General features: G+C 72.0%; 21 protein-coding genes and 1 tRNA gene. 9 read left to right on the top strand and 13 right to left on the bottom strand.

What is annotated here, in order from left to right:
- Window positions 1–451 precede the first annotated feature (451 nt).
- On the top strand, window positions 452–1,315 hold the full coding sequence (locus ACF08N_RS10185; protein ID WP_392324143.1) for a spermidine synthase: 864 nt from the start codon (window positions 452–454) through the stop codon (window positions 1,313–1,315).
- Window positions 1,316–1,420: 105 nt separating this feature from the next.
- Here ACF08N_RS10185 and ACF08N_RS10180 read toward each other — a convergent pair whose 3' ends face one another.
- Complete coding sequence (locus tag ACF08N_RS10180) at window positions 1,421–1,939, bottom strand: hypothetical protein (protein WP_392324142.1); 519 nt, start codon at window positions 1,937–1,939, stop codon at window positions 1,421–1,423.
- A 76-nt stretch (window positions 1,940–2,015) separates the two neighbouring features.
- On the opposite strand from ACF08N_RS10180, the gene ACF08N_RS10175 reads away from it, so the two are divergent.
- The 4 genes from ACF08N_RS10175 to ACF08N_RS10160 all read left to right on the top strand — a co-directional run bounded on the left by ACF08N_RS10175 (window position 2,016) and on the right by ACF08N_RS10160 (window position 6,079).
- Window positions 2,016–2,732, top strand: a complete 717-nt coding sequence (locus tag ACF08N_RS10175) for a response regulator transcription factor (protein WP_392324141.1) — start codon at window positions 2,016–2,018, stop codon at window positions 2,730–2,732.
- Window positions 2,729–4,123: a sensor histidine kinase gene (locus ACF08N_RS10170; protein WP_392324140.1), complete on the top strand. Its 1,395-nt coding sequence runs from the start codon at window positions 2,729–2,731 to the stop codon at window positions 4,121–4,123. The genes ACF08N_RS10175 and ACF08N_RS10170 overlap by 4 nt, the downstream gene beginning before the upstream one ends.
- Before the next feature lie 157 nt (window positions 4,124–4,280).
- Window positions 4,281–5,732 (top strand): cellulose binding domain-containing protein, encoded by a 1,452-nt coding sequence (locus tag ACF08N_RS10165; protein WP_392324139.1) that lies wholly within the window; start codon window positions 4,281–4,283, stop codon window positions 5,730–5,732.
- Window positions 5,733–5,869: 137 nt separating this feature from the next.
- Window positions 5,870–6,079, top strand: coding sequence for a hypothetical protein (locus ACF08N_RS10160; protein WP_392324138.1), 210 nt, complete (start codon window positions 5,870–5,872; stop codon window positions 6,077–6,079).
- Window positions 6,080–6,161: 82 nt separating this feature from the next.
- Here the strand turns inward: ACF08N_RS10160 and ACF08N_RS10155 are convergent.
- The 4 genes from ACF08N_RS10155 to ACF08N_RS10140 all read right to left on the bottom strand — a co-directional run bounded on the left by ACF08N_RS10155 (window position 6,162) and on the right by ACF08N_RS10140 (window position 9,106).
- Window positions 6,162–6,234, bottom strand: a tRNA-His gene (locus ACF08N_RS10155).
- Window positions 6,235–6,334: 100 nt separating this feature from the next.
- Window positions 6,335–6,955, bottom strand: coding sequence for an oligoribonuclease (gene orn, locus ACF08N_RS10150; protein ID WP_392324137.1), 621 nt, complete (start codon window positions 6,953–6,955; stop codon window positions 6,335–6,337).
- Between the two features lie 105 nt (window positions 6,956–7,060).
- Window positions 7,061–8,266 (bottom strand): helix-turn-helix domain-containing protein, encoded by a 1,206-nt coding sequence (locus ACF08N_RS10145; protein ID WP_392324136.1) that lies wholly within the window; start codon window positions 8,264–8,266, stop codon window positions 7,061–7,063.
- 387 nt (window positions 8,267–8,653) lie between these two features.
- On the bottom strand, window positions 8,654–9,106 hold the full coding sequence (locus ACF08N_RS10140; RefSeq protein WP_392324135.1) for a hypothetical protein: 453 nt from the start codon (window positions 9,104–9,106) through the stop codon (window positions 8,654–8,656).
- A gap of 351 nt (window positions 9,107–9,457) precedes the next feature.
- On the opposite strand from ACF08N_RS10140, the gene ACF08N_RS10135 reads away from it, so the two are divergent.
- Window positions 9,458–9,979, top strand: coding sequence for a universal stress protein (locus ACF08N_RS10135; RefSeq protein WP_392324134.1), 522 nt, complete (start codon window positions 9,458–9,460; stop codon window positions 9,977–9,979).
- A gap of 203 nt (window positions 9,980–10,182) precedes the next feature.
- Complete coding sequence (locus tag ACF08N_RS10130) at window positions 10,183–10,755, top strand: GPR1/FUN34/YaaH family transporter (protein ID WP_392324133.1); 573 nt, start codon at window positions 10,183–10,185, stop codon at window positions 10,753–10,755.
- A gap of 141 nt (window positions 10,756–10,896) precedes the next feature.
- Here the strand turns inward: ACF08N_RS10130 and glmS are convergent, their stop codons facing one another.
- On the bottom strand, window positions 10,897–12,714 hold the full coding sequence (gene glmS, locus ACF08N_RS10125) for a glutamine--fructose-6-phosphate transaminase (isomerizing) (protein WP_392324132.1): 1,818 nt from the start codon (window positions 12,712–12,714) through the stop codon (window positions 10,897–10,899).
- A 53-nt stretch (window positions 12,715–12,767) separates the two neighbouring features.
- Window positions 12,768–13,046: a hypothetical protein gene (locus ACF08N_RS10120; RefSeq protein ID WP_392324131.1), complete on the bottom strand. Its 279-nt coding sequence runs from the start codon at window positions 13,044–13,046 to the stop codon at window positions 12,768–12,770.
- Window positions 13,047–13,303: 257 nt separating this feature from the next.
- On the opposite strand from ACF08N_RS10120, the gene ACF08N_RS10115 reads away from it, so the two are divergent.
- Entirely contained in the window at window positions 13,304–14,920 is a 1,617-nt protein-coding gene (locus tag ACF08N_RS10115) for a beta-N-acetylhexosaminidase (protein WP_392324130.1), read from the top strand.
- Between the two features lie 113 nt (window positions 14,921–15,033).
- On the opposite strand, the gene ACF08N_RS10110 is transcribed toward ACF08N_RS10115, so the two are convergent.
- The 6 genes from ACF08N_RS10110 to ACF08N_RS10085 all read right to left on the bottom strand — a co-directional run bounded on the left by ACF08N_RS10110 (window position 15,034) and on the right by ACF08N_RS10085 (window position 22,925).
- Entirely contained in the window at window positions 15,034–15,954 is a 921-nt protein-coding gene (locus tag ACF08N_RS10110; RefSeq protein WP_392324129.1) for a siderophore-interacting protein, read from the bottom strand.
- 2 nt (window positions 15,955–15,956) lie between these two features.
- Window positions 15,957–16,994 (bottom strand): ABC transporter substrate-binding protein, encoded by a 1,038-nt coding sequence (locus tag ACF08N_RS10105; protein ID WP_392324128.1) that lies wholly within the window; start codon window positions 16,992–16,994, stop codon window positions 15,957–15,959.
- Window positions 16,995–17,200: 206 nt separating this feature from the next.
- Window positions 17,201–18,376 (bottom strand): acyl-CoA dehydrogenase family protein, encoded by a 1,176-nt coding sequence (locus ACF08N_RS10100; protein WP_392324127.1) that lies wholly within the window; start codon window positions 18,374–18,376, stop codon window positions 17,201–17,203.
- Between the two features lie 7 nt (window positions 18,377–18,383).
- On the bottom strand, window positions 18,384–19,328 hold the full coding sequence (locus ACF08N_RS10095; RefSeq protein ID WP_392324126.1) for a hydroxymethylglutaryl-CoA lyase: 945 nt from the start codon (window positions 19,326–19,328) through the stop codon (window positions 18,384–18,386).
- Window positions 19,325–21,289 (bottom strand): acetyl-CoA carboxylase biotin carboxylase subunit, encoded by a 1,965-nt coding sequence (locus ACF08N_RS10090; RefSeq protein ID WP_392324327.1) that lies wholly within the window; start codon window positions 21,287–21,289, stop codon window positions 19,325–19,327. Before ACF08N_RS10090 ends, ACF08N_RS10095 begins: the two co-directional genes overlap by 4 nt.
- 19 nt (window positions 21,290–21,308) lie before the next feature.
- Window positions 21,309–22,925: a carboxyl transferase domain-containing protein gene (locus ACF08N_RS10085; protein WP_392324125.1), complete on the bottom strand. Its 1,617-nt coding sequence runs from the start codon at window positions 22,923–22,925 to the stop codon at window positions 21,309–21,311.
- A gap of 88 nt (window positions 22,926–23,013) precedes the next feature.
- Here ACF08N_RS10085 and ACF08N_RS10080 point away from each other — a divergent pair, with 88 nt between their 5' ends.
- The gene (locus tag ACF08N_RS10080; RefSeq protein WP_392324124.1) at window positions 23,014–23,610 is read left to right on the top strand and encodes a TetR/AcrR family transcriptional regulator; all 597 of its coding nucleotides are present in this window, start codon (window positions 23,014–23,016) and stop codon (window positions 23,608–23,610) included.
- Window positions 23,611–23,722: the final 112 nt, after the last annotated feature.

Here is a 23,722-nt window from a genome sequence, read left to right as displayed (position 1 = left end):
CTCGTGGGCGCCCGCTTAGCGGCGTGATGGATGCTGCCCGGGCCCGCTGCGCAGTGCGGGGGCATGCGGCCGGGCTTCCGCCCGTTGCCCTCAGTGGCGCCCGCTGCGCGGCGCGAGGTGCTGTGGACCGGGCCACCGCCCGTCGGCCCGGAGGTGCCCGCTTCGCGGCGTGATGGATGCTGCCCGGCGCCCGCTGCGCAGTGCGCGGGCATGCGAGCCGGGCTGCCGCCCGTTGCCCTCGGCGGCGCCCGCTTCGCGGCGCGGTCGGCCCTCCGTTGTGGGCATTCGTTCCGCGGGGCGGAACGGGTGGGCACAATGCCACGGGGGCGTGACCGGGGCCGGGGCATAAGGCCCCGGGGGCGTGACGAGGTCAGGGGGTGCCAGCCCTGGGACCGGGGTGTCCCGCACGGGGGCGGCGCGCTTGGGGGGCGGGCGCGGCGATAATAGGGGTGTGGGCAGGCGCAGGAAGCGGGAGCGGGGAAGCGAGGGGGTCGTCGAGCACGTCGACGGCGGCGTCGCCGAGCTCGTCGGCGACCGCGAGCGGCCCCGCGGGTGGACCCTCCTCATCGACGGCGCCCCCCAGTCGCACGTCGACCTCGACGACCCCGCGTACCTCTCGTTCGAGTACCAGCGCAGGCTCGGCCATGTCATCGACCTGACCGCCCCGCCCGGCCGCCCGCTCCACGTCGTGCACCTCGGCGGCGGCGCCTTCACCCTCGCCCGGTACGTCGCCGCCACCCGGCCCCGTTCCACCCAGCAGATCGTCGAGGTCGACGCCGCCCTCGTCCAACTGGTGCGCACCCGGCTGCCGTTGGACCCCGGTGCCCGGATCCGGGTCCGGGCGGCCGACGCCCGGGCCGGGCTCGCCAAGGTGCCCGACGGCTGGGCGGACCTCGTCATCGCCGACGTCTTCAGCGGGGCCCGTACACCCGCCCATCTGACGAGTACGGAATTCCTCGGCGAGGTGAAGAGGGCTCTGCGGCCCGGTGCGTACTACGCCGCCAACCTGGCCGACGGCCCTCCGCTCACGCACCTGCGCGCCCAGATCGCGACCGCCGCCGCCGTCTTCCCCGAGCTCGCGCTCGCCGCCGACCCGACCGTCCTGCGCGGCCGCCGCTTCGGCAACGCCGTACTCCTCGCATCGGACTCCGAGCTGCCGGTCGCCGAGCTGACCCGCCGCGTCGCGAGCGACCCCTTCGCAGGGCGCGTCGAACACGGCCGGGCGCTCGCCGGCTTCACCGGAGGGGCCGCGCCGGTCACGGACGCGAGCGCCAAGGACTCGCCCGAACCGCCGGCGGCCGTCTTCAACACCTAGGTCCTGTCCGGTCGATCAGGCCGGATCAGTGAGTGGGGCGAGGGGTGCTGCGGGGGAGCGTGCCAGGGCACGCGAGCCCGGCAAGATCGCCCTGACAGGGCCTGGCTACCGCTCGTCGAACTGCACCATCGGCGGATGGTCGTTCCAGGTGCAGAACACCGACACCTCGTGGCCGTCCCGCGTGAACGTCACCCGGATCCAGGTCGGCTGTGTCCACACCTGCATCTGCCAGCCGGACGCCGGCGTCGCCGAGACCAGTTCGGCCGAGCTCTCGCCGATGTCGAAGACGACCCGCCCGCCCTTGACCGTGTACCCCTTCACGTTCCCCGAGGAGGCGGAGGGGGACGGGCGCGCCGAGGTCTCGGCCGGCGACGGGCGCGACGGAGAGGGAGTGGCCGACGGCTCCTCGCGGGACGGCGTGGGAGAGGGACTCGGCGGGCGCCGCGTCGGCGACGCCTGCGGCTCCGCCGACTGCGGGGCCGAGGTCTGCGCCGTGATCGGCAGCGCGCGCGGACGGTCGTACGCGGTTCCGGCCATCACCGTGTGGACGCCCCACCAGGACAGCGTCACCGCTGCTCCGGTGGACAGCGACCACGCCAGGGCATGCACCAGTCCTCTGCTCATCCGGGCCATAGTGCACCACGCCCCGCCCGGCTGTCCCGCCTGCCCGGCGTAGTCCGGATGGCGTACGGTGCCGCCCATGGCAAGTGTGCTCGTGGTCGAGGACGACCAGTTCGTGCGTTCCGCGCTCATCAGGCACTTGACCGACGCGTCCCACACGGTGCGGAGCGTCGGCACGGCCCTGGAGGCGCTGCGCGAGGTGGCCCATATCCGCTTCGACGTGGTCATTCTGGACCTCGGCCTGCCCGATCTGGACGGCGCCGAGGCGCTGAAGATGCTGCGCGGCATCACCGACGTACCGGTGATCATCGCGACCGCGCGGGACGACGAGGCCGAGATCGTCCGGCTGCTCAACGACGGCGCCGACGACTACCTCACCAAGCCGTTCTCGGTGGAGCACCTGTCCGCCCGAATGGCCGCCGTACTCCGCCGGGCACGCTCGGGCGCCGGGGACGCCCCGCCGAGCCGCGTCCTCCAGGTCGGCGGGCTGTCCATCGACCCGCTGCGCCGCCAGGCGGAGCTGGACGGGGCGCCGCTCGACCTCACCCGCCGCGAGTTCGACCTGCTGGCCTTCCTCGCCGGCCGGCCCGGCGTCGTCGTCCCCCGCAAGGAGCTGCTCGCCGAGGTGTGGCAGCAGAGCTACGGCGACGACCAGACCATCGACGTCCACCTGAGCTGGCTGCGCCGCAAACTCGGCGAGACGGCCGCACGGCCCCGGTACCTGCACACGCTGCGGGGAGTGGGAGTGAAGCTCGAACCGCCGAAGGTCGAACCCCCGAAGGCCGTCACGTCATGAGATGGGCCCTCGTCAAGGTCGCCCTGGCCGTCACGGTGATGGTCGTGCTCGCCTTCGCCCTGCCGCTCGGCATGGTCATCAAGGAGATGGCTCGCGACCGCGCGTTCTCCAACGCCGAGCGCCAGGCCGCCACCATCGGCCCCACGCTCACCGTCACCACCGAACGCGGGCCGCTGGAGCGGGCCGTCGAGTCCACGCCGGCCGGCGCGGCCGGCCGGATGGCCGTGCACATCCCCGCATCCGGCGAACTGGGCAGCGTTCCGCTGGAGATCGGCACCCGGCGCGCGGCCGCCAGGGACCTCGCCACCGTGCAGCGCATCGGCCGTGCCTCGATCACCGAGGTGCCGGGCGGCTCCGCGCTGCTCCAGCCCACCGCCATCGGCACCGGACAGATCGCCGTCGTCGAGATCTTCGTGCCGGAGGGCGAGGTGTCCAACGGCGTCGACACTGCCTGGCTCGTCCTCGCCGGCGTCGGCGTCGCGCTCGTCGTCGGGTCGGTCGCCGTCGCCGACCGGCTCGGCGTCCGCATGGTGCAGCCCGCCCAGCGGCTCGCGGGGGCGGCGCAGGAGCTGGGGGAGGGCAGGCTCGGGGTCCGCGTGCCCGAGGAGGGCCCGCCGGAACTGCGCTCCGCCGCCGTCGCGTTCAACTCGATGGCGGACCAGGTCGTCCAGCTCCTCGCCAACGAGCGCGAGCTCGCCGCCGACCTCTCGCACCGGCTGCGCACTCCGCTCACCGTGCTGCGCCTCAACGCGGCCTCCCTCGGCGAGAGCGCCGCCGCCGAACAGACCAGAGCGGCCGTCGCCCAGCTGGAACGCGAGGTCGACACCATCATCCGTACGGCCCGCGAGGCGAAGCCGCAGACCGCGGCGACCGGGCCCGGCGCGGGCTGCGACGCCTCCGAAGTGGTGCGCGAGCGGATGGGGTTCTGGTCGGCGCTCGCCGAGGACGAGGGCCGCAAGGTGCGGCTCGCGGGCGTGGACCGGCCCGTACGCATCCCCGTCGCCCGTCCCGAACTGGCCGCCGCCCTCGACGCGCTGCTCGGCAACGTCTTCCGCCACACCCCGGAGGGCACCGCGTTCTCCGTCGACGTCCACAACAGCGACGACGCCGTCATCGTGCTCGTCTCGGACGCGGGGCCGGGCATCGCCGACCCGGCCGCCGCGCTCGCCCGCGGCAACAGCGGCGCCAGGGAGGGCTCGACGGGTCTCGGCCTGGACATCGTGCGCCGGGTCGCGGAGTCGACCGGCGGCGACGTACGCATCGGCCGCTCGGTGCTCGGCGGCACGGAGGTCCGCATCTGGATCGGGCTCGACCCGCGCGAGACGGCGCACGGGGAGCGGCGGCGCGGACACCGCGGACGGGTGCAGCGGCGCCGCGGCGCCAGAGTCTGAGAGCGCTCCACACCCCAGCATTAATCCGCCCCGATGCCTTCCTTAAGCGCGTCCTAAGGAACCCGACGCCCGTCTGCGATCGGGCAATTGTCCGTTTCTCGCTCGCTAGCGTGCTGCCGCATCACCCCCCACTTCCGAGGCACAGAGGCAGGACGCGATGGGCAGCAGTACGCACCGGCGCAGGGCGAGCGTCAGGACCAAAGCGGTCGGCGCGGTCGTCGTGGCGGCCGTGATCGGCGGCGCGGCGGTCGTCCTCACGGGCACCGCACAGGCCGCGGCGGTCGGCGCCGCGTACACCAGGACCAGCTCCTGGGACGGCGGTTACACCGGTCAGTACGTCATCACCAACGATTCCGGCACGGCCCGGTCCGGCTGGACGCTGGAGTTCGACCTGCCCGAGGGGACCGTCATCGGCTCCCTGTGGAACGGCGAGCACGCGGTGAAGGGGCGGCACGTCACCGTGAAGCCCGCGAGCTGGAACAAGGAGCTCGCGCCCGGTGCCTCCGTCACGGTCGGCTTCGTCACGTCCGCGACCGGCAAGGCGGCCGATCCGGCGTCGTGTCTCATCGACGGGGCCGTGTGCTCGGCGGACGGCGGTCCCACGCCGCAGCCCAGCGGCCGTCCCACCGAACAGCCGACGCCCACCCCCACGCCCACCCCGACCCCGAGCACCCCGAGTGCCACTCCCACGCCGACCTCAACGCCCAAGCCGGGCGCGCCTGCGCGGTACGCGCCGTACATCGACACGTCGCTGTACCCGGCGTACGACATGCTGGACACCGCCGCGAAGACGGGCGTCAAGGAGTTCCACCTCGCCTTCATCACCGCCGGCGGCGGCTGCACCCCGCTGTGGGGCGGTGTGACCGGCCTCGGTGACGACAAGGTCGCGGCCCAGATCGGCGACCTGCGCGCCAAGGGCGGCGACGTCCGTGTCTCCTTCGGCGGCGCGGCGGGCCGCGAACTGGCGCTGAACTGCGCGACGGCGGACGAACTGGCGAAGGCGTACGGCAAGGTCGTCGACACGTACAAGCTGACCAAGGCCGACTTCGACGTGGAGGGCGCGGCGCTGCCGGACACCGCCGCCAACTCCCGCCGGGCGCAAGCCATCGCGCAGCTCCAGAAGACCCACCCGGACCTGGACGTCTCCTTCACCCTGCCGGTCATGCCGGAGGGACTGACCCAGCCCGGCGTGGACCTGATCGCCGACGCGAAGAAGAACGGTGTGCGCATCGGCGCGGTCAACATCATGGCCATGGACTACGGGCCGGCGTACAGCGGCGACATGGGCACGTACGCGATCCAGGCCGCCACGGCCACGCAGGCGCAGATCAAGGGCGTCCTCGGGCTGTCGGACGCGGAGGCGTGGCGGACCGTCGCGGTGACGCCGATGATCGGGGTCAACGACGTGGTCACCGAGATCTTCAGGGTCGAGGACGCGACCCAGCTGGTGCGGTTCGCCGAGTCGAAGAACCTGGGATGGCTGTCGATGTGGTCCTCGACACGGGACAAGCAGTGCCCGGGCGGCGAGAAGCCGTCGGCGGACGCGACGTGCAGCTCGATCCTCCAGGAGCCGCTGGCATTCACGAAGGCGTTCGCCACGTACCGGTGACCCGGTGACCCGGTGACCCGGGGGCCCGCGGGCCCCCGGCGCCCCGCGCCACAGTCACCTCCTGCGCCCTGCGGGACTGCGGGCGCGCAGGCCCGGCTCGGGATGCTTCGGCCGGCCGGTGGGAGCACGCTGGGGGCATGGCCATCCATCCGCCGGTTGTCGTGTCGAAGCCGTCGAAGAGCGGCGGCCGGCGCGTACACGTCGACAGCCAGATCATGGGCATGGCGTACAGCCTGAGGGATCTCAAGGAGTTCCTGCGCCGTGCCGGCCTGGACCCGGACACGCTCGACATCGAGGACACGGAGTTGATCGAGTGGCGCGGGGGCGGCCCGGACGTGTGGGCGTAGCCCGGGCGCCGAGCCGTGTTCCCAGGGTGGGGGCATGAAGAAGGGCTGGCCCGTTTTCACGGGCCAGCCCTTGATCATTCAGGGTGAGTGACGGGACTCGAACCCGCGACATCCTGGACCACAACCAGGTGCTCTACCAGCTGAGCTACACCCACCACGACCGGTCTTTTTCCCGACCGGCCGAGAAAAAGTGTACAGGGTCCCGGAGGGTGCTCGCGCCAGGGTTTCGCGGGGTGGCCCGCGGGGGCGCGGCGGCTATTCCGCGGCCGCCGCCGGCTCGGCCGGCAGCACATGCTTCGCCGCGATCGCCCGCGCCGTGTCCGAGTCGGGCCCGGGCTGGGGGACGAAGACGGCCTCGCGGTAGTAGCGCAGCTCGGCGATCGACTCGCGGATGTCGGCGAGCGCCCGGTGGTTGCCGCTCTTCTCCGGACTGTTGAAGTACGCCCTCGGGTACCAGCGGCGGGCCAGTTCCTTGATCGAGGAGACATCGACGATCCGGTAGTGGAGGTAGCCCTCCAGCGTCGGCATGTCACGGGACAGGAAGCCGCGGTCGGTGCCGACCGAGTTTCCGCACAGCGGGGCCTTCCCGGGCTCCTTGACGTGCTTCCGGACGTACGCGAGGACCTGTTCCTCGGCGTCGGCCAGAGTGGTGCCGCCGGCGAGCTCGTCGAGGAGGCCCGAGGCGGTGTGCATCTGGCGCACGACCTCCGGCATCGTCTCCAGCGCCGCGTCCGGCGGGCGGATCACGATGTCCACGCCGTCGCCGAGTACGTTCAGTTCCGAGTCGGTGACCAGCGCGGCCACCTCGATGAGTGCGTCGTCCGTCAGCGAGAGCCCGGTCATCTCGCAGTCGATCCACACCATGCGATCGTTCATGCGCCCTACCTTATGGGTCGCGTGACGATCGGGCCCCGGCCGTGCCCATACGCGATCGGGCCGGGCGCTCACGCGCCCGGCCCGATGCTCACGACCACTGCCGTGCTACCCCATGCTCCGCTGGCCCGGCAGGCTCGGGCGGCCGTACATCTCCGCGGCGCCCCTGACCGCCTCGGGTGGTGCCGAGGCCGTGGCCGGGCCCGGCAGGCCCGCGCCCGCCGCGGCGGCGCGGCGCACCCCCACCGCCGCCTGGGCCGGTACGACGGCGTCCGCCATCGACGGCTGGCCCGGCTCACCCTGGGGCCGGCGGGCCCGGTACGCCGCCCGGTAGGCCGCCGGGGAGGACCCCAGCTGCCGCCGGAAGTGACCGCGCAGCGCCACCGGTGAGCGGAAGCCACAACGGCCCGCGACCTCGTCGACCGAATAGTCGGAGGTCTCGAGCAGTCGCTGCGCCTGCAGCACCCGCTGGGTGATCAGCCACTGGAGCGGCGCCGAACCCGTCAGCGAACGGAAGCGCCGGTCGAACGTCCTGCGGCTCATGTACGCCCGTGCGGCCAGCGTCTCCACGTCGAACTGCTCGTGGAGGTGCTCCAGAGCCCAGGAGACGACCTCGGCCAGCGGGTCGGAGCCGATTTCCTCTGGTAAAGACCTGTCGAGGTAGCGCTCCTGCCCGCCGCTGCGGCGCGGCGGCACGACCAGTCTGCGGGCCAGTGCTCCGGCCGCCTCGGCGCCGTGGTCGGTGCGCACTATGTGCAGACAGAGGTCGATGCCCGCGGCCGTGCCCGCCGACGTGAGGACGTCGCCGTCGTCGACGAACAGCTCCCGTGGATCCACATGGACGGACGGATAGCGCTTGGCCAGCGTCGGCGCGTACATCCAGTGGGTGGTCGCCGGGCGGCCGTCGAGCAGACCGGCCGCGGCGAGGACGAACGCCCCGGTGCACAGTCCGACGATGCGAGCGCCCTCCTCATGTGCCCGGCGTAGCGCGTCGAGCGCCTCGGGCGGTGGCGGCGAGGTGATCGAGCGCCAGGCGGGCACCACGACGGTGCCTGCCCTGCTGATCGCCTCCAGGCCGTACGGCGCGGTCAGTTCCAGGCCGCCGGTGGTCCGCAGCGGCCCATCCTCCCCACCGCACACCAACAGGCGGTAGCGGGGAACTCCGGCGTCCTGACGGTCAATTCCGAACACCGAGAGCGGGATGGAACTCTCGAAAATGGGGCCGCCGCTGAACAGCAGCACCGCGACGACTTCCCGGCGCCGGCGGCCGGAGAGCTTCCGTGCTGCCTCCGGTGCCATGGAGTCCTGACTCATGACGCTAAGCCCCCCTCGAAGTGCGCGTCTCCCCGTTCTTTTCGGGCCTTTCGCTCCTGCACGTTTCCCCTCGGTTCTGCACGAGTCCCCCGGCCTTCGATACTCATGATCGAATCTACTGCGTCCCGCGCCGCCGCCGTGACAAGTTCGGCATGCCCCGCTATGTCGACTTGGCAACTTGGCGCGATGCTGTCGATCACGAAGCGTTCCACTCGACGGGCCCGCAGGGAAGTGCGCGTTCCGGGCATGGCCCGTCCCCGTAGGGTGCGAGCGCCGCCTGCGGTCCTTTCTTGCCTGGTGAGAAGCGGGTTGGCGGGCACTTTCGGCAAGGTGTGGGCCATGTAGTGAAGTTGGCTGAAAACCGATGGGTGTGAGCGTGCGAACTCGTCAGTCGCCGGGCGCACTTCCCGGCCCCCGGTGAGCGCCCCGGCGCGCCCCCTCCGGTGCACGGGCTCGCCGGCTCCGCTGCGGCACGCCCCGCCGGGCGCGCACATGCGCCGCCTCCCGCTCCGAGTGGCGCAGCAGCACCCGGCACGCGGTCGTCACGGCCGCGAGGCCGAGGGCGGCGGCCGCCGCCCCGCCGACGGACGTCCCGTACACGACGAGCACGACGGGGACCAGCAGGCAGGTGAACGCGGCCCACCGCACGACGTCGCTCGCCGCGTCGGCCGCCGGGCCGGATGAGGGGACGGGCGACGGGACGGACGACGGGACGGTCCTGCCGGGGGCGTTCGCAGCGGCGTACTCGGCGGGGGCGGCGGCCGGACGCGGGATCCGGCGCCGTCCGCGCCGCGGGGCCGAGGGGTGCGCGGGGGCAGAGGCGGACGGACGTGCGGGCACTCGGAGCTCCTGGGGCGCGGCGGGCGGGTCGGGTCGGTCCGGCGGATCCGGGGGCCTGTCCGCGGATTCCGGTCGGGGCCCTTGGCCAACGACGTGTGCAGTCGTCCGGTCACTGTCCGCAGTGACAGACGGCTGTAGTGGCCAACCGGCATTGCCATACGGCGGCGGGCTGGGGCATGCTCCCTGGAACGCCGCGCAAGGCACGGCAAGACCTGGGCAGGAGAGGAGTGCCGCCGTACCCTTGGGGGTATGGGCTTGGGAAGATGATTCCCGGACACGGCTCCGCACCCACCCCAACCGACGCACCTTCTCAGACACCCTCCCAAGAGGACGTTCTTCGCCGAGACATCGATGGCCGGTCACGAATTCCCCGATCCCGCGGACCGCAAGCAGGTAGCCGATCCACTCTCGGACCTGCGGGCGGCCGAAGAGGCATGCCACTCCTGCGATCCCGCTTTCCGGCACGGTGTCGTCGTCGGATTCGACGGGTCGACCTCCAGTGAGCGGGCACTCGCCTATGCCATCGGGATGGCCCGCAGGTCCGGTTCCGGCCTGATCATCGTCCATGTCGCCAACCGGCTGCCCACCACCGTCTGGGCCGGCTGCGAGCCGCCCGTGTTCGTGGACGTCCCCGACCACCGCACCGAGGTGCTGGGCCTGGAGCTGGCCTGTGCGGACTACCTGACCGAGGTCCCCTGGATCCTGGTCGAGCGCGGCGGCGACATCTGTCACGAACTCGAAGAGGTCGGCCGCGAGTACTCGGCCGACGCGATCGTGGTCGGCTCCACGCACGGCCTCGTGGGCCGGATCTTCGGCTCGGTCGCCGGCCGGCTGGCCCGGCGCGCGCAGCGTCCGGTGATCGTCATCCCGTGACCCCGCGGGGCACGCCCCACGCGTCACTCCCCTCCCTCTGTCTCCGCAGGTGAGGCTCCGTCAACTCGCCGCGCACACGCGGAAATCTACCCATCCGTAGCAGGTGGATTGTGCGCTTGTGAAGGGTACATAACGGTCGCTGGGTCCGCAGCACAGGGCAGCACCACTGCAGCACAACTGCACAGACAGGAAGGGAGCCCGCCGTGGACAACGGAGTCTCTGCGGGAAGCGCCGGATCGATGAACACCCTCGGCCGTCTCGCGCTCGGACTGACCCTGCTGGCGTTCGGCGTCGGCAACACCCAAGTGATCGACAACGTCACCGCGGCCGACGCCGCGGCCCTCGCGACCTGGGTCGGCGGAGTCGCACTCTTCGTCGTCGGACTGCTCGAGTACCGGGCGGGCGACGGCACTTCGGGCACGGCGTTCGCCGGCCTCGGCGCGTTCTGGTTCACCTGGGGCACCGGTGTGGGCAGCGAGGTATCGGCCGAGGCGGCGGGTCTGTTCCTGCTGCTGTGGGCGCTGCTCGCGCTGACGCTGACGGCGGCGTCGTCCGGCAGCGGGCTCCTCGGCCAGGGCGTGTACGGCCTGTTGTGCCTGTCGTTGCTGCTCGGCGGCATAGCCGCCTTCGCGGGCAACGCGGGTCTCGCCAAGGCGGGCGGCTGGGTCGGCGCGGTCGCGGGCCTCGTCGCGTGGTACGGGGCGACGGCGGCGCTCGCCAAGTGGCCCACGTTCAGCGGACGCGCTGCCGGCCGGGGAGTGACGGCCACCGGCTGAGCGGCCGGGTGCCCCCTCTTTTGGGGCGCCCCTGAGGTCGGCGTGACGGGTTGCGCGCCGGCCGGCACCAAGAGAACGCCCCCTGTGCGCTGGTGGCACACACAGGGGGCGTTCTTGCTTTTTGGGGTCGTGCCGTGGGACCTACTCGACGGTGACGGACTTCGCGAGGTTCCGCGGCTTGTCGATGTCCCGGCCGAGCGCCAGGGCCGTGTGGTAGGCGAGGAGTTGCAGCGGGATGCCCATCAGGATCGGGTCCAGCTCGTCCTCGTTCTTCGGCACGACGATCGTGTGGTCGGCCTTCTCCTGCTCGCGGTGGGCGACGGCCAGGATGCGGCCGGAGCGGGCCTTGATCTCCTCCAGCGCGGCGCGGTTCTTCTCCAGCAGCTCGTCGTCCGGGACGATCGCGACCGTCGGCAGGGCGGGCTCGATGAGCGCGAGCGGACCGTGCTTGAGCTCGGAGGCGGGGTACGCCTCGGCGTGGATGTAGGAGATCTCCTTGAGCTTCAGGGAGGCCTCCAGGGCCACCGGGTAGCCGCGCACCCGGCCGATGAACATCATCGACTTGGCGTCCGCGTACTGCGCGGCCAGCTTCTTGATCTCGTCCTCGGACTCGAGGATCTCGCTGATCTGCGCGGGCAGCTTGCGCAGGCCCTCGATGATCCGCTTGCCCTCGGCGACGGACAGGTCGCGGATGCGGCCCAGGTGCAGGGCGAGCAGCGCGAAGGCGACGACCGTGTTGGTGAAGCACTTCGTGGAGACGACGCAGACCTCGGGGCCCGCGTGGACGTACGTGCCGCCGTCGGCCTCGCGGGCGATCGCCGAGCCGACGACGTTCACGACGCCGAGGACGCGGGCGCCCTTGCGCTTGAGCTCCTGCACGGCCGCGAGCACGTCGTACGTCTCACCGGACTGCGAGACGGCGATGTAGAGGGTGTCGGGGTCCACGACCGGGTTGCGGTAGCGGAACTCGGAGGCCGGCTCGGCGTCCGCGGGGATGCGGGCCAGGGACTCGATCAGCTCGGCGCCGATCAGGCCCGCGTGGTACGAGGTGCCGCAGCCGAGGATCTTCACGCGGCGGATGCCGCGGGCCTCGCGGGCGTCCAGGTTCAGACCGCCCAGGTGCACGGTGTTGAACCGGTCGTCGATCCGGCCGCGCAGCACGCGGTCGACCGCGTCGGGCTGCTCGCAGATCTCCTTGTGCATGTACGTGTCGTGGCCGCCCATGTCGTAGGAGGCGGCCTCCCACTCGACGGTCTCCGGGGTGGCGGTGGTCGACGCGCCCGAGGTCGTGTACGTACGGAAGTCGTCGGCCTTGAGGGTGGCCATCTCGCCGTCGTCGAGGGTGACGACCTGGCGGGTGTGGGCGACCAGGGCGGCGACGTCGGAGGCGACGAACATCTCCTTCTCGCCGATGCCGAGGACGACGGGGGAGCCGTTGCGGGCCACCACGATGCGGTCGGCGAACTCGGCGTGCATGACGGCGATGCCGTACGTGCCCTCGATCACCTTGAGGGCCTCGCGGACCTTCTCCTCCAGGGTGGTGGCCTGGGAGCGGGCGATCAGGTGGGTGATGACCTCGGTGTCGGTCTCGGAGGCGAAGACGACGCCGTCGGCCTCCAGCTTGGCGCGCAGCTCGGCGGCGTTGTCCACGATGCCGTTGTGCACGACCGCGACCTTGTTCTCGGGGTCCAGGTGCGGGTGCGAGTTGATGTCGCTGGGGGCGCCGTGCGTGGCCCAGCGGGTGTGGGCGATGCCGGTGGTGCCGGCGAAGCGCTTGGGGACGCGGGCCTCCAGGTCGCGGACGCGACCCTTGGCCTTCACCATCTTCAGCGCGGCGGCCTTGGGGCTGTTGATCACCACGCCCGCCGAGTCGTACCCCCGGTACTCCAGCCGCTGCAGGCCCTCCAGCAGCAGCGGAGCCACATCACGCTTGCCGATGTAACCGACAATTCCGCACATAAAGTCTTGCCCCTCCGTAGATCAGGTGTGTGCCCGGGTGAACGGCCGACCGGTCAGCCGTAGACCATGCGGCGCAGCTGGCGGAGCGAGAGCTCCGGCGGCGCCACCGCGCGGTGCGGCAGCTCGGCCGCGATGCGCTCGAAGATCTCGGCGTTCACCGCGCCGCCGGACTGAAGCTCGCGGTGGCGGCGGCGTACGAATTCCTCGGTCGTCTCGTCGAAGTACGCCAGCACGTCGAGCACGACCCGGGCCGCTTCACCGCGCGCCAGCGCGGTGCTGCGCACCAGATGGTCGACGAGGTCGTCATGGGACGACGGGCGTTGTTCGAGCACCCGTAGATATTGAGGGGTGGAGGAGCCGCTTTGCAAGAATCCTGCCCGATTCCGGGCAGGAAGCGCTTCGTCGCGCGTCGTATTCATGCTGAATGACCGGATTCGGCCCGTCTGGACGGCTCCCGGTTCCGAGGGATTCTCGCGTCCGCAGGACGTCTAAGTGGTCTACACCTTGACCGCCGTTGTGGCACCAGGTACGCATGGTGACAGTCCGGTTGCACTGCGCACAGTCGAGAACCCCGTCGAAGGGACCCCCTGTGAGTCAGCCCAGACCGATTCCCCGACTGCTCGGTTCGCTGTTGCTCCTCGCGGCGGCGGCCTTGTCGGGCGTCGCGGCTTCCGGGTACGCGGCGGCGCCTGCCCAGGCCGCCGAGCCCGCCGTCCGCCCGCTCGGTCAGACCGTTCCCGCCCCCGCTTCCGTCGAGCCCGGCGGCGCGCCGTTCACGCTCACCGCCGGGACCCGCATCCACACCGACAGCTCCGCCGCGGCACGCGCCGTCGGCGACCGGCTGGCCGAGGTGCTGCGCCCCTCCACCGGCTACGCCCTGCCCGTCACCGACCGTCCCTCGCCCGGTGCCATCCGGCTGCGGCTGAGCGGGCGCGACAGCGCCCTCGGCGAGGAGGGCTACCGGCTCCAGTCCTCGCGGGGCTCGCTCACCATCACCGCCCACCGCGCCGCGGGCCTCTTCCGCGGCGTGCAGACCCTCCGCCAGCTGCTGCCGTCCCGGGTGGAGAAGGACACCCGCCAGCCGGGTCCCTGGCAGGTCGCGGGCGGCACGATCACCGACAGCCCGCGCTTCGCCCACCGTGGCGCCATGCTCGACGTCTCGCGGCACTTCCTCACCGTCGACCAGGTCAAGCGCTACCTCGACCACATCTCCCTGTACAAGATGAACAAGCTGCACCTGCATCTCTCCGACGACCAGGGCTGGCGCATCGCCGTCGACTCCTGGCCGCGGCTGGCCACCTACGGCGGCTCCACACAGGTCGGCGGCGGCCCGGGCGGCTACTACACCAAGGCCCAGTACAAGGAGATCCTGCGGTACGCAGCCGACCGCTACATCGAGGTCGTGCCGGAGATCGACATGCCCGGCCACACGAACGCCGCCCTCGCCTCGTACGCCGAGCTCAACTGCGACGGCGTCGCGCCGCCGCTCTACACGGGCACGGCCGTCGGCTTCAGCTCCCTGTGCGTGCCCAAGGCCGTGACGTACGACTTCGTGGACGACGTCATCCGCGAACTCGCCGCGCTCACTCCCGGGAAGTACATCCACATCGGCGGTGACGAGGCGCACTCCACCAGCCACGCGGACTACGTGACGTTCATGAACCGTGTGCAGCCGATCGTCGCGAAGTACGGCAAGACCGTCGTCGGCTGGCACCAGCTGACCGGCGCCACCCCTGCCGAGGGCGCGCTCGCCCAGTACTGGGGCCTGGACGGCACCAGCGCGGCGGAGAAGGCGCAGGTCGCCAGGGCCGCGCAGAACGGCACCCGGCTGATCCTGTCGCCCGCCGACCGGGTCTACCTCGACATGAAGTACAACAAGGACACCGAGCTCGGCCTGTCCTGGGCCGGCTACGTCGAGGTCCGGCGCTCGTACGACTGGGACCCGGGCGCCTATCTGCCCGGCGCTCCCGCGAGCGCGATCGCCGGCGTCGAGGCGCCGCTGTGGACGGAGACGATCTCCAGCAACGCGCACATCGACCACATGGCTTTCCCACGCCTGCCCGGTGTCGCCGAGCTCGGCTGGTCGCCCGCGGCGACGCACGACTGGGAGGACTACAAGGTCAGGCTCGCGGCGCAGGGGCCGCGGATGGAGGCGCTGGGAATCGACTACTACCGCTCGGCGCAGGTGCCCTGGCCCGCGGAGTAGCGGACGAAAAAGGGGCGGACGGGCGCCTGTTGAGGGACCGTATTCAACAGGCGCCCGTCCGGTCTCGGGGGCGCGCGGCCACCGTCTGCCGGTTGTCGCCGCGCGCCCGGTGTCTACCCGGGATCGGCCTGCTCGCGCAGGCCGTCCTCGCTCAGACCCTGCTTCCAGTAGCCGACGAACGTCACCCGGCGCCTGTCGATATGACGGTCGTTCACCAGGTGGCGGCGCAGCGCCTTCACGCTGCCCGATTCTCCCGCGATCCAGGCGTACGGGGTGCCCTCGGGCAACTCGGCGGCGGCGACGGCCTCCAGGACGGGCGGGGCGTTCTCCTCCCGCACCAGCCAGGTGATGTCGGCGTCCGCGTCGGTGTCCAGCGGCAGCCGGTCGCCCGCGTGCGCGACCTCCAGCCAGACCTTGGCCTTCATGCCCTTCGGCAGCCACTCGAGGATCGCCGCGGCCGCCGGGAGCGCCGTCTCGTCGCCCCAGACGAGCACCCAGTCGGTGTCCTCGGGCGGGCGGCAGCGCACCGCCGTGTTGTCCGCGACGGCCGGTCCGAGCACCATCACGCGGTGACCCGGCTCGGCCGCGAGCGCCCAACGGCACGCGGGACCGCCGTCCTCGTGGACGGCGAAGTCGATGTCGAGCTCGCCGGCTTCCGCGCGCTGTTCCCGGACGGTGTACGAGCGCATCACGGCCCGCACGTCGTCGGGCAGCGCCCGCCACGCGGCGAAGACCGCGCTGCCGTCCCCCGCGTCGACCGGGACGACCGGGGCGTCCTGGCCGGGGTGCGGGAGGAAGAGCGACAGGGACTGGTCGCGGCCGCCGGCCGCGAAGCCGTCGAGAGTGCCGTCGGCTCCGGTGAAGGTGACCCGGAGGAACGACGGGCCGAGCCGCCGGACCCGTACGACCGTGAGGTCGAAGAAGCGGAAAGGGGCGGGCTCGGCCCTGACGCGGTCGTGGTTCGTCAGGGCAGGGGCCGTTGGTGGTTGCTGTCCGGTGGTGGGTTTTCCCGGGCTCGGCCCTGGCGTCGTCATGGTCAGGCGACCTTCTCGGCGTTCTCGATGGCCTTGGCCAGGTCCTCGAGGATCGGCGCGCACTTGGCGTAGGAGTAGATGGGCTCGGTGACGCGCGGGATGACCTGACCGGCCTTGACGGCGGGGAGCCCGGCCCAGGTGGGCTTGGACTTGGCGAGGTCGGCGGGCTGCAGCGTGCCGGTGCGGTTGTCCATCATGATGATGTCCGCGTCGTACTTGGCGGCGTTCTCCCAGCTGAGCTCCTCGAACCAGCCGGTCGCGTCGAGCTTCGACGGGGTGATGATGTCGACGCCGAGCTCCTTGAAGTACTTGAGGTCGGTCGGGCGGTCCGGCGTCGAGACGTAGAACAGGTCGGCGCTGCCCGAGCCGATGAGCACCCTGATGCCGGGCTTGGCCTTCGCGGCCCGGCGCAGCCGCTCGGCTGCCTTCTCGAAGCGGGCCTTGGCGTCGGTGACCTGCTTCGCCTTCAGGTCCGCGCCGAGGGACTCGGCCAGCTGGGCGCGCCGGGCGAGCGCGGCGGGCATGTTGACCCCCGCGGCCCACAGGGCCACGCTCGGGGCCAGCTTGAGGATCTTGTCCTTCGACTGGTCCGGCACGTACCAGAGGGCGTTCTTGTCCCACATGTCCGTGACGAGCAGCTCCGGCGCGAGGGCCGCGTACTTCTCGACGTTGAACTCGCCCCAGACGTTGCCCAGGATCTCCACCTTGCCGATGTCCAGGTCGCCGGCCTGGACGTCGGGCTTGCCCTCCGGCGTCTTGGTCGGGCCGAAAACGCCCTTGACCTGGATGCCGTAGTCGTACAGCGCGGCCGCGGTGCCGGTGAAGGCGACGATGTTCTTCGGGGCCGTCCCCGACTCGGCGGCGGTGCCGCGGTCGTCCTTGAAGGACCAGGGGCCCGTGTCCTTCGCGGAGCCCTTGCCCGAGCCGCTGCCCTTGGTGTCGTCCTTGCCGCAGGCGGCGAGTGCGAGGCCGAGCCCGAGGGCGCCGCCGGCGGCGAGGACGCCGCGGCGAGTGAGGTGGTGTGCTCGGGCGTTGGGCATGGTGATGTCCGCCTTCGTACGTGCCGATTCGGCCACGGGCCAGGTTCGAAGAAAGGTTAGCCTAACCTCACAAGTTGTCCAGAGGGGGTCGTCGGTACGGCAGGCGGCCGGGCCCGTGACCTCGGACACGCGCCCGCCGCGCGGCACCGGAACGCGAACGCGCGCGACCGCCCTGTGGCAGGTCGCGCGCGTGTGTGCCCGGTGCGTCAGCCGGTGAGACCCAACTCCCGTGCGATGAGCATCCGCTGGACCTCACTCGTGCCCTCGCCGATCTCCAGGATCTTGGAGTCGCGCCACATCCGGGCGACCGGGTACTCGTTCATGAAGCCGTAGCCGCCGTGGATCTGCGTCGCCTCACGGGCGTTGTCCACCGCCACCGTCGACGAGTACAGCTTGGCGAGCGCCGCCTCCTTCTTGAACGGCTCGCCCAGCACCAGCCGTGACGCCGCGTCACGCCAGCCGACGCGCGCCATGTGCGCCCGCATCTCCATGTCCGCGATCTTGAACTGGATGGCCTGGTTGTCGCCGATCGGCCGCCCGAAGGCGTGACGTTCCTTCGCGTACTTGAGCGATTCGTCCACGCAGCCCTGCGCGAGACCCGTCGCGAGCGCCGAGATGGCGATCCGGCCCTCGTCGAGGATGCGCAGGAACTGGGCGTAGCCCCGGCCCTCCTCGCCCAGCAGGTTGGCGAGCGGGACGCGGACGTCGGAGAACGACAGCTCGCGGGTGTCCGACGCGTTCCAACCGACCTTCGAGTAAGGCGCGGCGACCGTGAAGCCGGGCGTACCGGACGGGACGATGATGGACGAGATCTCGGGACGGCCGGACCCAGAAGAATCAGACACAGTGCGGCCCGTCACGGCCGTCACCGTCACCAGACCCGTGATGTCTGTGCCGGAGTTGGTGATGAAGCACTTGGAGCCGTTGATGACCCACTCGTCGCCGTCGCGCACGGCCGTGGTCCGGGTGCCGCCCGCGTCCGAACCGCACTCCGGCTCGGTCAGGCCGAACGCCCCGAGCAGTTCGCCCGAGCACAGCCGGGGCAGCCACTCCCGCTTCTGCTCCTCGGTGCCGAAGCGGTAGACCGGCATCGCGCCCAGCGACACACCGGCCTCCAGGGTGATGGCCACGGACGAGTCGACGCGGGCCAGCTCCTCCAGCGCGATGCCGAGGGCGAGGTAGTCACCGCCCATGCCGCCGTACTCCTCCGGGAACGGCAGCCCGAACAGGCCCATGCGGCCCATCTCGCGGACGATCTCGTAGGGGAACTCGTGGCGCTCGTAGAAGTCGCCGATCTTGGGCGCGATCACGTCGTGCGCGAACTCCTCGACCGTACGGCGGAGTTCCTCGTGCTCGGCGGAGAGCCGGTGGTCCAGGGACATCGGGAAGTCACTCCTTGTGGGAGAGGGCGCGGACGGTACGGGACGGGCTGGGACGGCCCAGCTGTTCGGCCATCCACACGCTGGTGGCGGTGAGCCGGCCGAGGTCGACCCCGGTCTCTATGCCGAGGCCGTCGAGCATCCACACGAGGTCTTCGGTGGCGAGGTTGCCGGTGGCGCTCTTCGCGTAGGGGCAGCCGCCGAGGCCGCCCGCCGAGGCGTCCACCGTGGTCACTCCGCACTGGAGCGCCGCGAGGGTGTTGGCCAGAGCCTGGCCGTAGGTGTCGTGGAAGTGCACGGCGATCGTGTCGATCGGCACCCCCTGGTCGGTCAGCGCGGTGAGCAGAGCGCGGACATGGCCCGCGGTGGCCACGCCGATCGTGTCGCCGAGGCTGAGCTCGTCGCAGCCCATGCCGATCAGGCGCCGGCACACCGCGACCACCTGGTCGACCGGGACCGGGCCCTCCCACGGGTCGCCGAAGCACATCGACAGGTAGCCGCGCACCCGCAGGCCGTGCTCGACGGCCCTGGTGACGACCGGCTCGAACATGGCGAGCGCCTCGTCGACCGTGCGGTTGAGGTTGGCCTTGGCGAACGACTCCGTGGCACTGGCGAACACGGCGATCTCCCGGGCGCCGAGGCCGAGGGCCCGGTCCAGGCCGCGGTCGTTCGGCACGAGGACCGGCAGCCGTACCCCGGGGAGGCCGGCGACCATCGGGAACAGCTGCTCGGCGTCGGCCAGTTGGGGGACCCACTTGGGATGGACGAAGCTCGTCGCCTCCACGGTGGTGAGCCCGGCGGCGGCCAGCCGGCGGATGAACTCCGCCTTGACCTCGACCGGCACCACCGACTTCTCGTTCTGCAGGCCGTCGCGGGGGCCGACCTCGTGGATGCGCACCCGCGGGGGGAGACCGGGGGCCCGCACGGTCATCGGCAGTCCTTCGGTGCCGGTCATGCCCGCGCCTCCTCGTCGGTCTCGTCGGTCTCGTCCGGGGTGACCACGGCGAGCACCTGGTCCATGGCGACGGTCGAGCCCGCGGTGACGTCGAGCTCGGTGACCGTGCCGGCGTGCGGGGCGGAGATGACGTGCTCCATCTTCATCGCCTCCACGACCAGCAGGCTCTGTCCGGCCGCCACCACGTCGCCCACCGCCACCTTGACGACGGTGACGGTGCCGGGCATCGGCGCGGCCAGGGTGTCCACGCCGCTGTGCGCGGTGCCGCTGAGCGCGGCCTCGACGGGGTCGTGGTCCAGCACGTGCCAGGAGTCGCCGTCCCGGCCGAGCCAGTCCCCCGCGCGGTGGAAGGTGTGCGTGACGCCGTGCACTTCGACGGCGACCGTGTCCTCCTCGACCCGGGGGACCGCCTGGCGCCCCACGGTGTGCGTGACGGGGTCGAGTCCCGGGACGCGCAGCGGGAAGGCGAGGGGGGCCGCCTCGCCGCCCATCCGCCAGCCGCTCGGCACCGAGAAGGGATCCGTCCAGCCGGTCGTGCGCGGCGGAGCCAGCTCGGCGGCCCGCACGGCCGCCGCCGCCTCGTACACCTCGTCCGGCACGCCGTCGGGAACGAGCGCGTCCGCCTCCCGCTCCACCAGGCCCGTGTCCAACTCGCCCGAGACGACCGCCGGGTGGGCGAGCAGCCGGCGCAGGAACCCGGCGTTGGTCGGGACGCCCAGCGTCACCGTCTCGGCGAGAGCCGCACGCAGCTTGCGCAGGGCCGTGGCCCGGTCGGGGCCGTACGCGATGACCTTGGAGAGCATCGGGTCGTAGAGGCTGCTCACCTCCAGGCCCTCGGTCAGGCCCGAGTCCGTGCGCACTCCGTCGCCCTGGGGCTCGTGGAGGCGCAGGACCGTGCCGCCGGAGGGCAGGAAGCCGCGCGAGGGGTCCTCGGCGCAGACGCGGGCCTCGACGGCGTGGCCGGTGAGGGTGATGTCGTCCTGGGTGAAGGGCAGTCGCTCGCCCGCCGCGACCCGCAGCTGCCACTCCACCAGGTCGAGACCGGTGACGAGCTCGGTGACCGGGTGCTCGACCTGGAGACGGGTGTTCATCTCCATGAAGTAGTACTGCGAGGGGTCGGTGCCCGGGACGATGAACTCCACCGTGCCCGCGCCCCGGTAGCCGCAGGAACGGGCCGCCTGCACGGCCGCCTCGCCCATCGCGGCACGCGTCGCCTCGTCCAGCAGGACCGACGGCGCCTCCTCGATGATCTTCTGGTGGCGACGCTGGAGCGAGCACTCGCGCTCGCCGAGGTGGACCACCTGGCCGTGCCCGTCGGCCAGCACCTGGATCTCGATGTGACGCGGGCGGTCGATCCAGCGCTCGACGAGCAGGGTGTCGTCGCCGAACGAGGCGCGCGCCTCCCGGCGGGCGGCCGCGATCTCCTCCATCAGCGCCGACTCGACCCGGGTGAGGCGCATGCCCTTGCCGCCGCCGCCCGCCGAGGGCTTGAGCAGCACCGGCATACCGATCTCGCGGGCGGCCGCGGCCAGCTCCTCGTCGGTGAGGCCGCTGCCCGAGGATCCGGGCACGACCGGGACACCGGCCGCCTTCACGGTCTCCTTGGCGCGGATCTTGTCGCCCATCAGCGAGATCGCGGACGCGGGCGGGCCGATGAAGACCAGACCGGCCTCGGCGCACGCCTGGGCGAAGCCCGCGTTCTCCGCGAGGAAGCCGTAGCCGGGGTGGACGGCCTGGGCGCCGGTGCGCACGGCCGCGTCCAGCAGGCGGTCGATCGAGAGGTAGCTCTCGGCGGCCGGCGCGGGCCCGATGCGCACGGCGGTGTCGGCCTCGCGCACATGGCGGGCACCGGCGTCCGCGTCGCTGAAGACGGCCACGGAGCGCACGCCGAGGGACCGCAGGGTGCGGATGACCCGTACCGCGATCTCGCCGCGGTTGGCGACCAGAACGGTGTCGAACATCGTCATCGTGAAAGGTCCCTCACATCCGGAAGACGCCGAAGCCGGGGTCACCCAGCGGGGCGTTGGCACACGCGGTCAGGGCCAGACCCAGCACCTGCCGGGTGTCCATCGGGTCGATCACGCCGTCGTCCCACAGGCGGGCCGTCGCGTAGTAGGCATTGCCCTGCTGCTCGTACTGGGCGCGGATCGGGTCCTTGAAGGCCTCCTCCTGCTCGGCGGACCACTCCTCGCCGCGGCCCTCCAGCTGGTCCCGCTTGACCGTGGCCAGTACGGACGCGGCCTGCTCGCCACCCATCACCGAGATCTTGGCGTTGGGCCACATCCACAGGAAGCGGGGACCGTACGCCCGACCGCACATCGAGTAGTTGCCCGCGCCGTACGAACCGCCGACGACCACCGTCAGCTTGGGCACGCGCGTGCAGGCCACGGCCGTGACCATCTTGGCGCCGTGCTTGGCGATGCCGCCGGCCTCGTAGTCCTTGCCGACCATGAAGCCGGAGATGTTCTGCAGGAAGAGCAGGGGGATGCCGCGCTGGTCGCACAGCTCGATGAAGTGCGCGCCCTTCTGGGCGGACTCGGCGAACAGGATGCCGTTGTTGGCGACGATGCCGACCGGGTGGCCGTGGATCCGGGCGAAGCCGGTGACCAGCGTCTGCCCGAACTCCGACTTGAACTCGGCGAACCGGGAGCCGTCCGTGATCCGGGCGATGACCTCGCGCACGTCGTACGGCGTGCGCGAGTCGACCGGCACCGCGCCGTACAGCCCCGCCGGGTCGACCTTGGGCTCCTCGGCAGGCTCGACGGACCACGGGAGCGGGCCGCGCCCGGGCAGCGTCGCGACGATGTTCCGCACGATCCGCAGGGCGTGCGCGTCGTCCTCGGCGAGGTGGTCGGTGACGCCGGAGACCCGGGAGTGGACCTCGCCGCCGCCGAGCTCCTCGGCGGTGACGACCTCGCCGGTCGCGGCCTTCACCAGCGGCGGGCCGCCGAGGAAGATCGTGCCCTGGTTGCGCACGATCACGGCCTCGTCGCTCATGGCGGGCACGTACGCCCCGCCCGCGGTGCACGAGCCGAGCACCGCCGCGATCTGGGGGATGCCCGCGCCGGACATGCGGGCCTGGTTGTAGAAGATCCGGCCGAAGTGCTCGCGGTCGGGGAAGACCTCGTCCTGCATCGGCAGGAACGCGCCGCCGGAGTCCACGAGGTACACGCAGGGCAGCCTGTTCTCCAGGGCCACCTCCTGGGCGCGCAGGTGCTTCTTGACCGTCATCGGGTAGTACGTCCCGCCCTTGACGGTGGCGTCATTGGCCACGACCACGACCTCGCGGCCGCTGACCCGCCCGATCCCGGCGATCACCCCGGCCGCCGGGGCCTGCCCGTCGTACATCCCCTCTGCGGCGAGGGGCGCGAGCTCCAGGAACGGCGAGCCCGGATCGAGGAGGGTGTCCACGCGGTCACGCGGCAGCAGCTTCCCGCGCGCCGTGTGGCGGGCGCGCGCCTTCTCGCCGCCGCCGAGGCGGGCCGCCGCCAGGCGTGAGCGCAGACCGTCGGCGAGCTCCTGGTGTGCCGCCTCGTTGGCCTGCCAGGCCTCGGACGCCGGGTCCGCGGCGCTCGCCAGCACTGGTGCCTGCTGCATTGCTCGAGCTCCCTTGCTCGGTTAATGAGCGTTAACGTGTTTCTCTTAGGTTAACGACCGCTAACAGCCCTGTCTAGAATGAATTCCCATGAGCACCAGGACCTCGGCCCCGACGCGCCGCGAGCAGATCCTCAAGGAGGCCGCGCGCCTCTTCGCCGAGCGCGGCTTCCACGGCGTGGGCGTCGACGAGATAGGGGCCGCGGTGGGCATCAGCGGCCCCGGTCTCTACCGCCACTTCCCCGGCAAGGACGCGATGCTCGCGGAGCTGCTCGTGGGCATCAGCGAACGGCTCCTGAGCGGTGGCCGACTGCGGGTCGAAGAGGCGTCGGCGGGCCCGGACGCGGTCCTGGAGTCCCTGATCGACGGCCACATCGACTTCGCGCTCGACGACCGCCCGCTGATCACTCTGCACGACCGCGAGCTGGACCGCCTGCGGGACAGCGACCGCAAGCTGGTGCGCCAGCTGCAGCGCCAGTACGTGGAGCTGTGGGTGACGGTGGTGCGCGAGCTGCACCCGGACGTGGCGGAGTCCGAGGCGCGGGCGGCCGTGCACGCGGTGTTCGGCCTGCTCAACTCGACCCCCCACCTGGGTGCGAACGGGGGAGGCCCGCTGGGCCGCGCGGCGACGGAGTCGCTGCTGCGGCGCCTGGCGCACGGGGCGTTCGCGTCCCTGAGCGGCGGCTGAGGGGGCGGGGCCGGCACGTCCCGGGCGGCCGGCCCGCGGAGCGCTCGCGTCCGGTTCGCGGCGGGCGAGGGGCGGGCCGGCCGGCCACGTCCGCTGGACAAGACGGTGGGTA

This window comes from Streptomyces sp. NPDC015127 (assembly GCF_043080095.1).
GTDB lineage: Bacteria > Actinomycetota > Actinomycetes > Streptomycetales > Streptomycetaceae > Streptomyces.
Note: the sequence above shows the minus strand (reverse complement) of the source record. Positions and strands in the feature narration are given on the sequence as shown.

Excerpts from the sequence above, each read along its gene's own strand:
- ACF08N_RS10180 (WP_392324142.1), bottom strand. The coding sequence starts at position 1,939 with ATGAGCAGAGGACTGGTGCATGCCCTGGCGTGGTCGCTGTCCACCGGA.
- ACF08N_RS10175 (WP_392324141.1), top strand. The coding sequence starts at position 2,016 with ATGGCAAGTGTGCTCGTGGTCGAGGACGACCAGTTCGTGCGTTCCGCG.
- ACF08N_RS10170 (WP_392324140.1), top strand. The coding sequence starts at position 2,729 with ATGAGATGGGCCCTCGTCAAGGTCGCCCTGGCCGTCACGGTGATGGTC.
- ACF08N_RS10165 (WP_392324139.1), top strand. The coding sequence starts at position 4,281 with ATGGGCAGCAGTACGCACCGGCGCAGGGCGAGCGTCAGGACCAAAGCG.
- ACF08N_RS10160 (WP_392324138.1), top strand. The coding sequence starts at position 5,870 with ATGGCCATCCATCCGCCGGTTGTCGTGTCGAAGCCGTCGAAGAGCGGC.
- orn (WP_392324137.1), bottom strand. The coding sequence starts at position 6,955 with ATGAACGATCGCATGGTGTGGATCGACTGCGAGATGACCGGGCTCTCG.
- ACF08N_RS10145 (WP_392324136.1), bottom strand. The coding sequence starts at position 8,266 with ATGAGTCAGGACTCCATGGCACCGGAGGCAGCACGGAAGCTCTCCGGC.
- ACF08N_RS10135 (WP_392324134.1), top strand. The coding sequence starts at position 9,458 with ATGGCCGGTCACGAATTCCCCGATCCCGCGGACCGCAAGCAGGTAGCC.
- glmS (WP_392324132.1), bottom strand. The coding sequence starts at position 12,714 with ATGTGCGGAATTGTCGGTTACATCGGCAAGCGTGATGTGGCTCCGCTG.
- ACF08N_RS10110 (WP_392324129.1), bottom strand. The coding sequence starts at position 15,954 with ATGACGACGCCAGGGCCGAGCCCGGGAAAACCCACCACCGGACAGCAA.
- ACF08N_RS10105 (WP_392324128.1), bottom strand. The coding sequence starts at position 16,994 with ATGCCCAACGCCCGAGCACACCACCTCACTCGCCGCGGCGTCCTCGCC.
- ACF08N_RS10100 (WP_392324127.1), bottom strand. The coding sequence starts at position 18,376 with ATGTCCCTGGACCACCGGCTCTCCGCCGAGCACGAGGAACTCCGCCGT.
- ACF08N_RS10095 (WP_392324126.1), bottom strand. The coding sequence starts at position 19,328 with ATGACCGGCACCGAAGGACTGCCGATGACCGTGCGGGCCCCCGGTCTC.
- ACF08N_RS10090 (WP_392324327.1), bottom strand. The coding sequence starts at position 21,289 with ATGTTCGACACCGTTCTGGTCGCCAACCGCGGCGAGATCGCGGTACGG.
- ACF08N_RS10085 (WP_392324125.1), bottom strand. The coding sequence starts at position 22,925 with ATGCAGCAGGCACCAGTGCTGGCGAGCGCCGCGGACCCGGCGTCCGAG.
- ACF08N_RS10080 (WP_392324124.1), top strand. The coding sequence starts at position 23,014 with ATGAGCACCAGGACCTCGGCCCCGACGCGCCGCGAGCAGATCCTCAAG.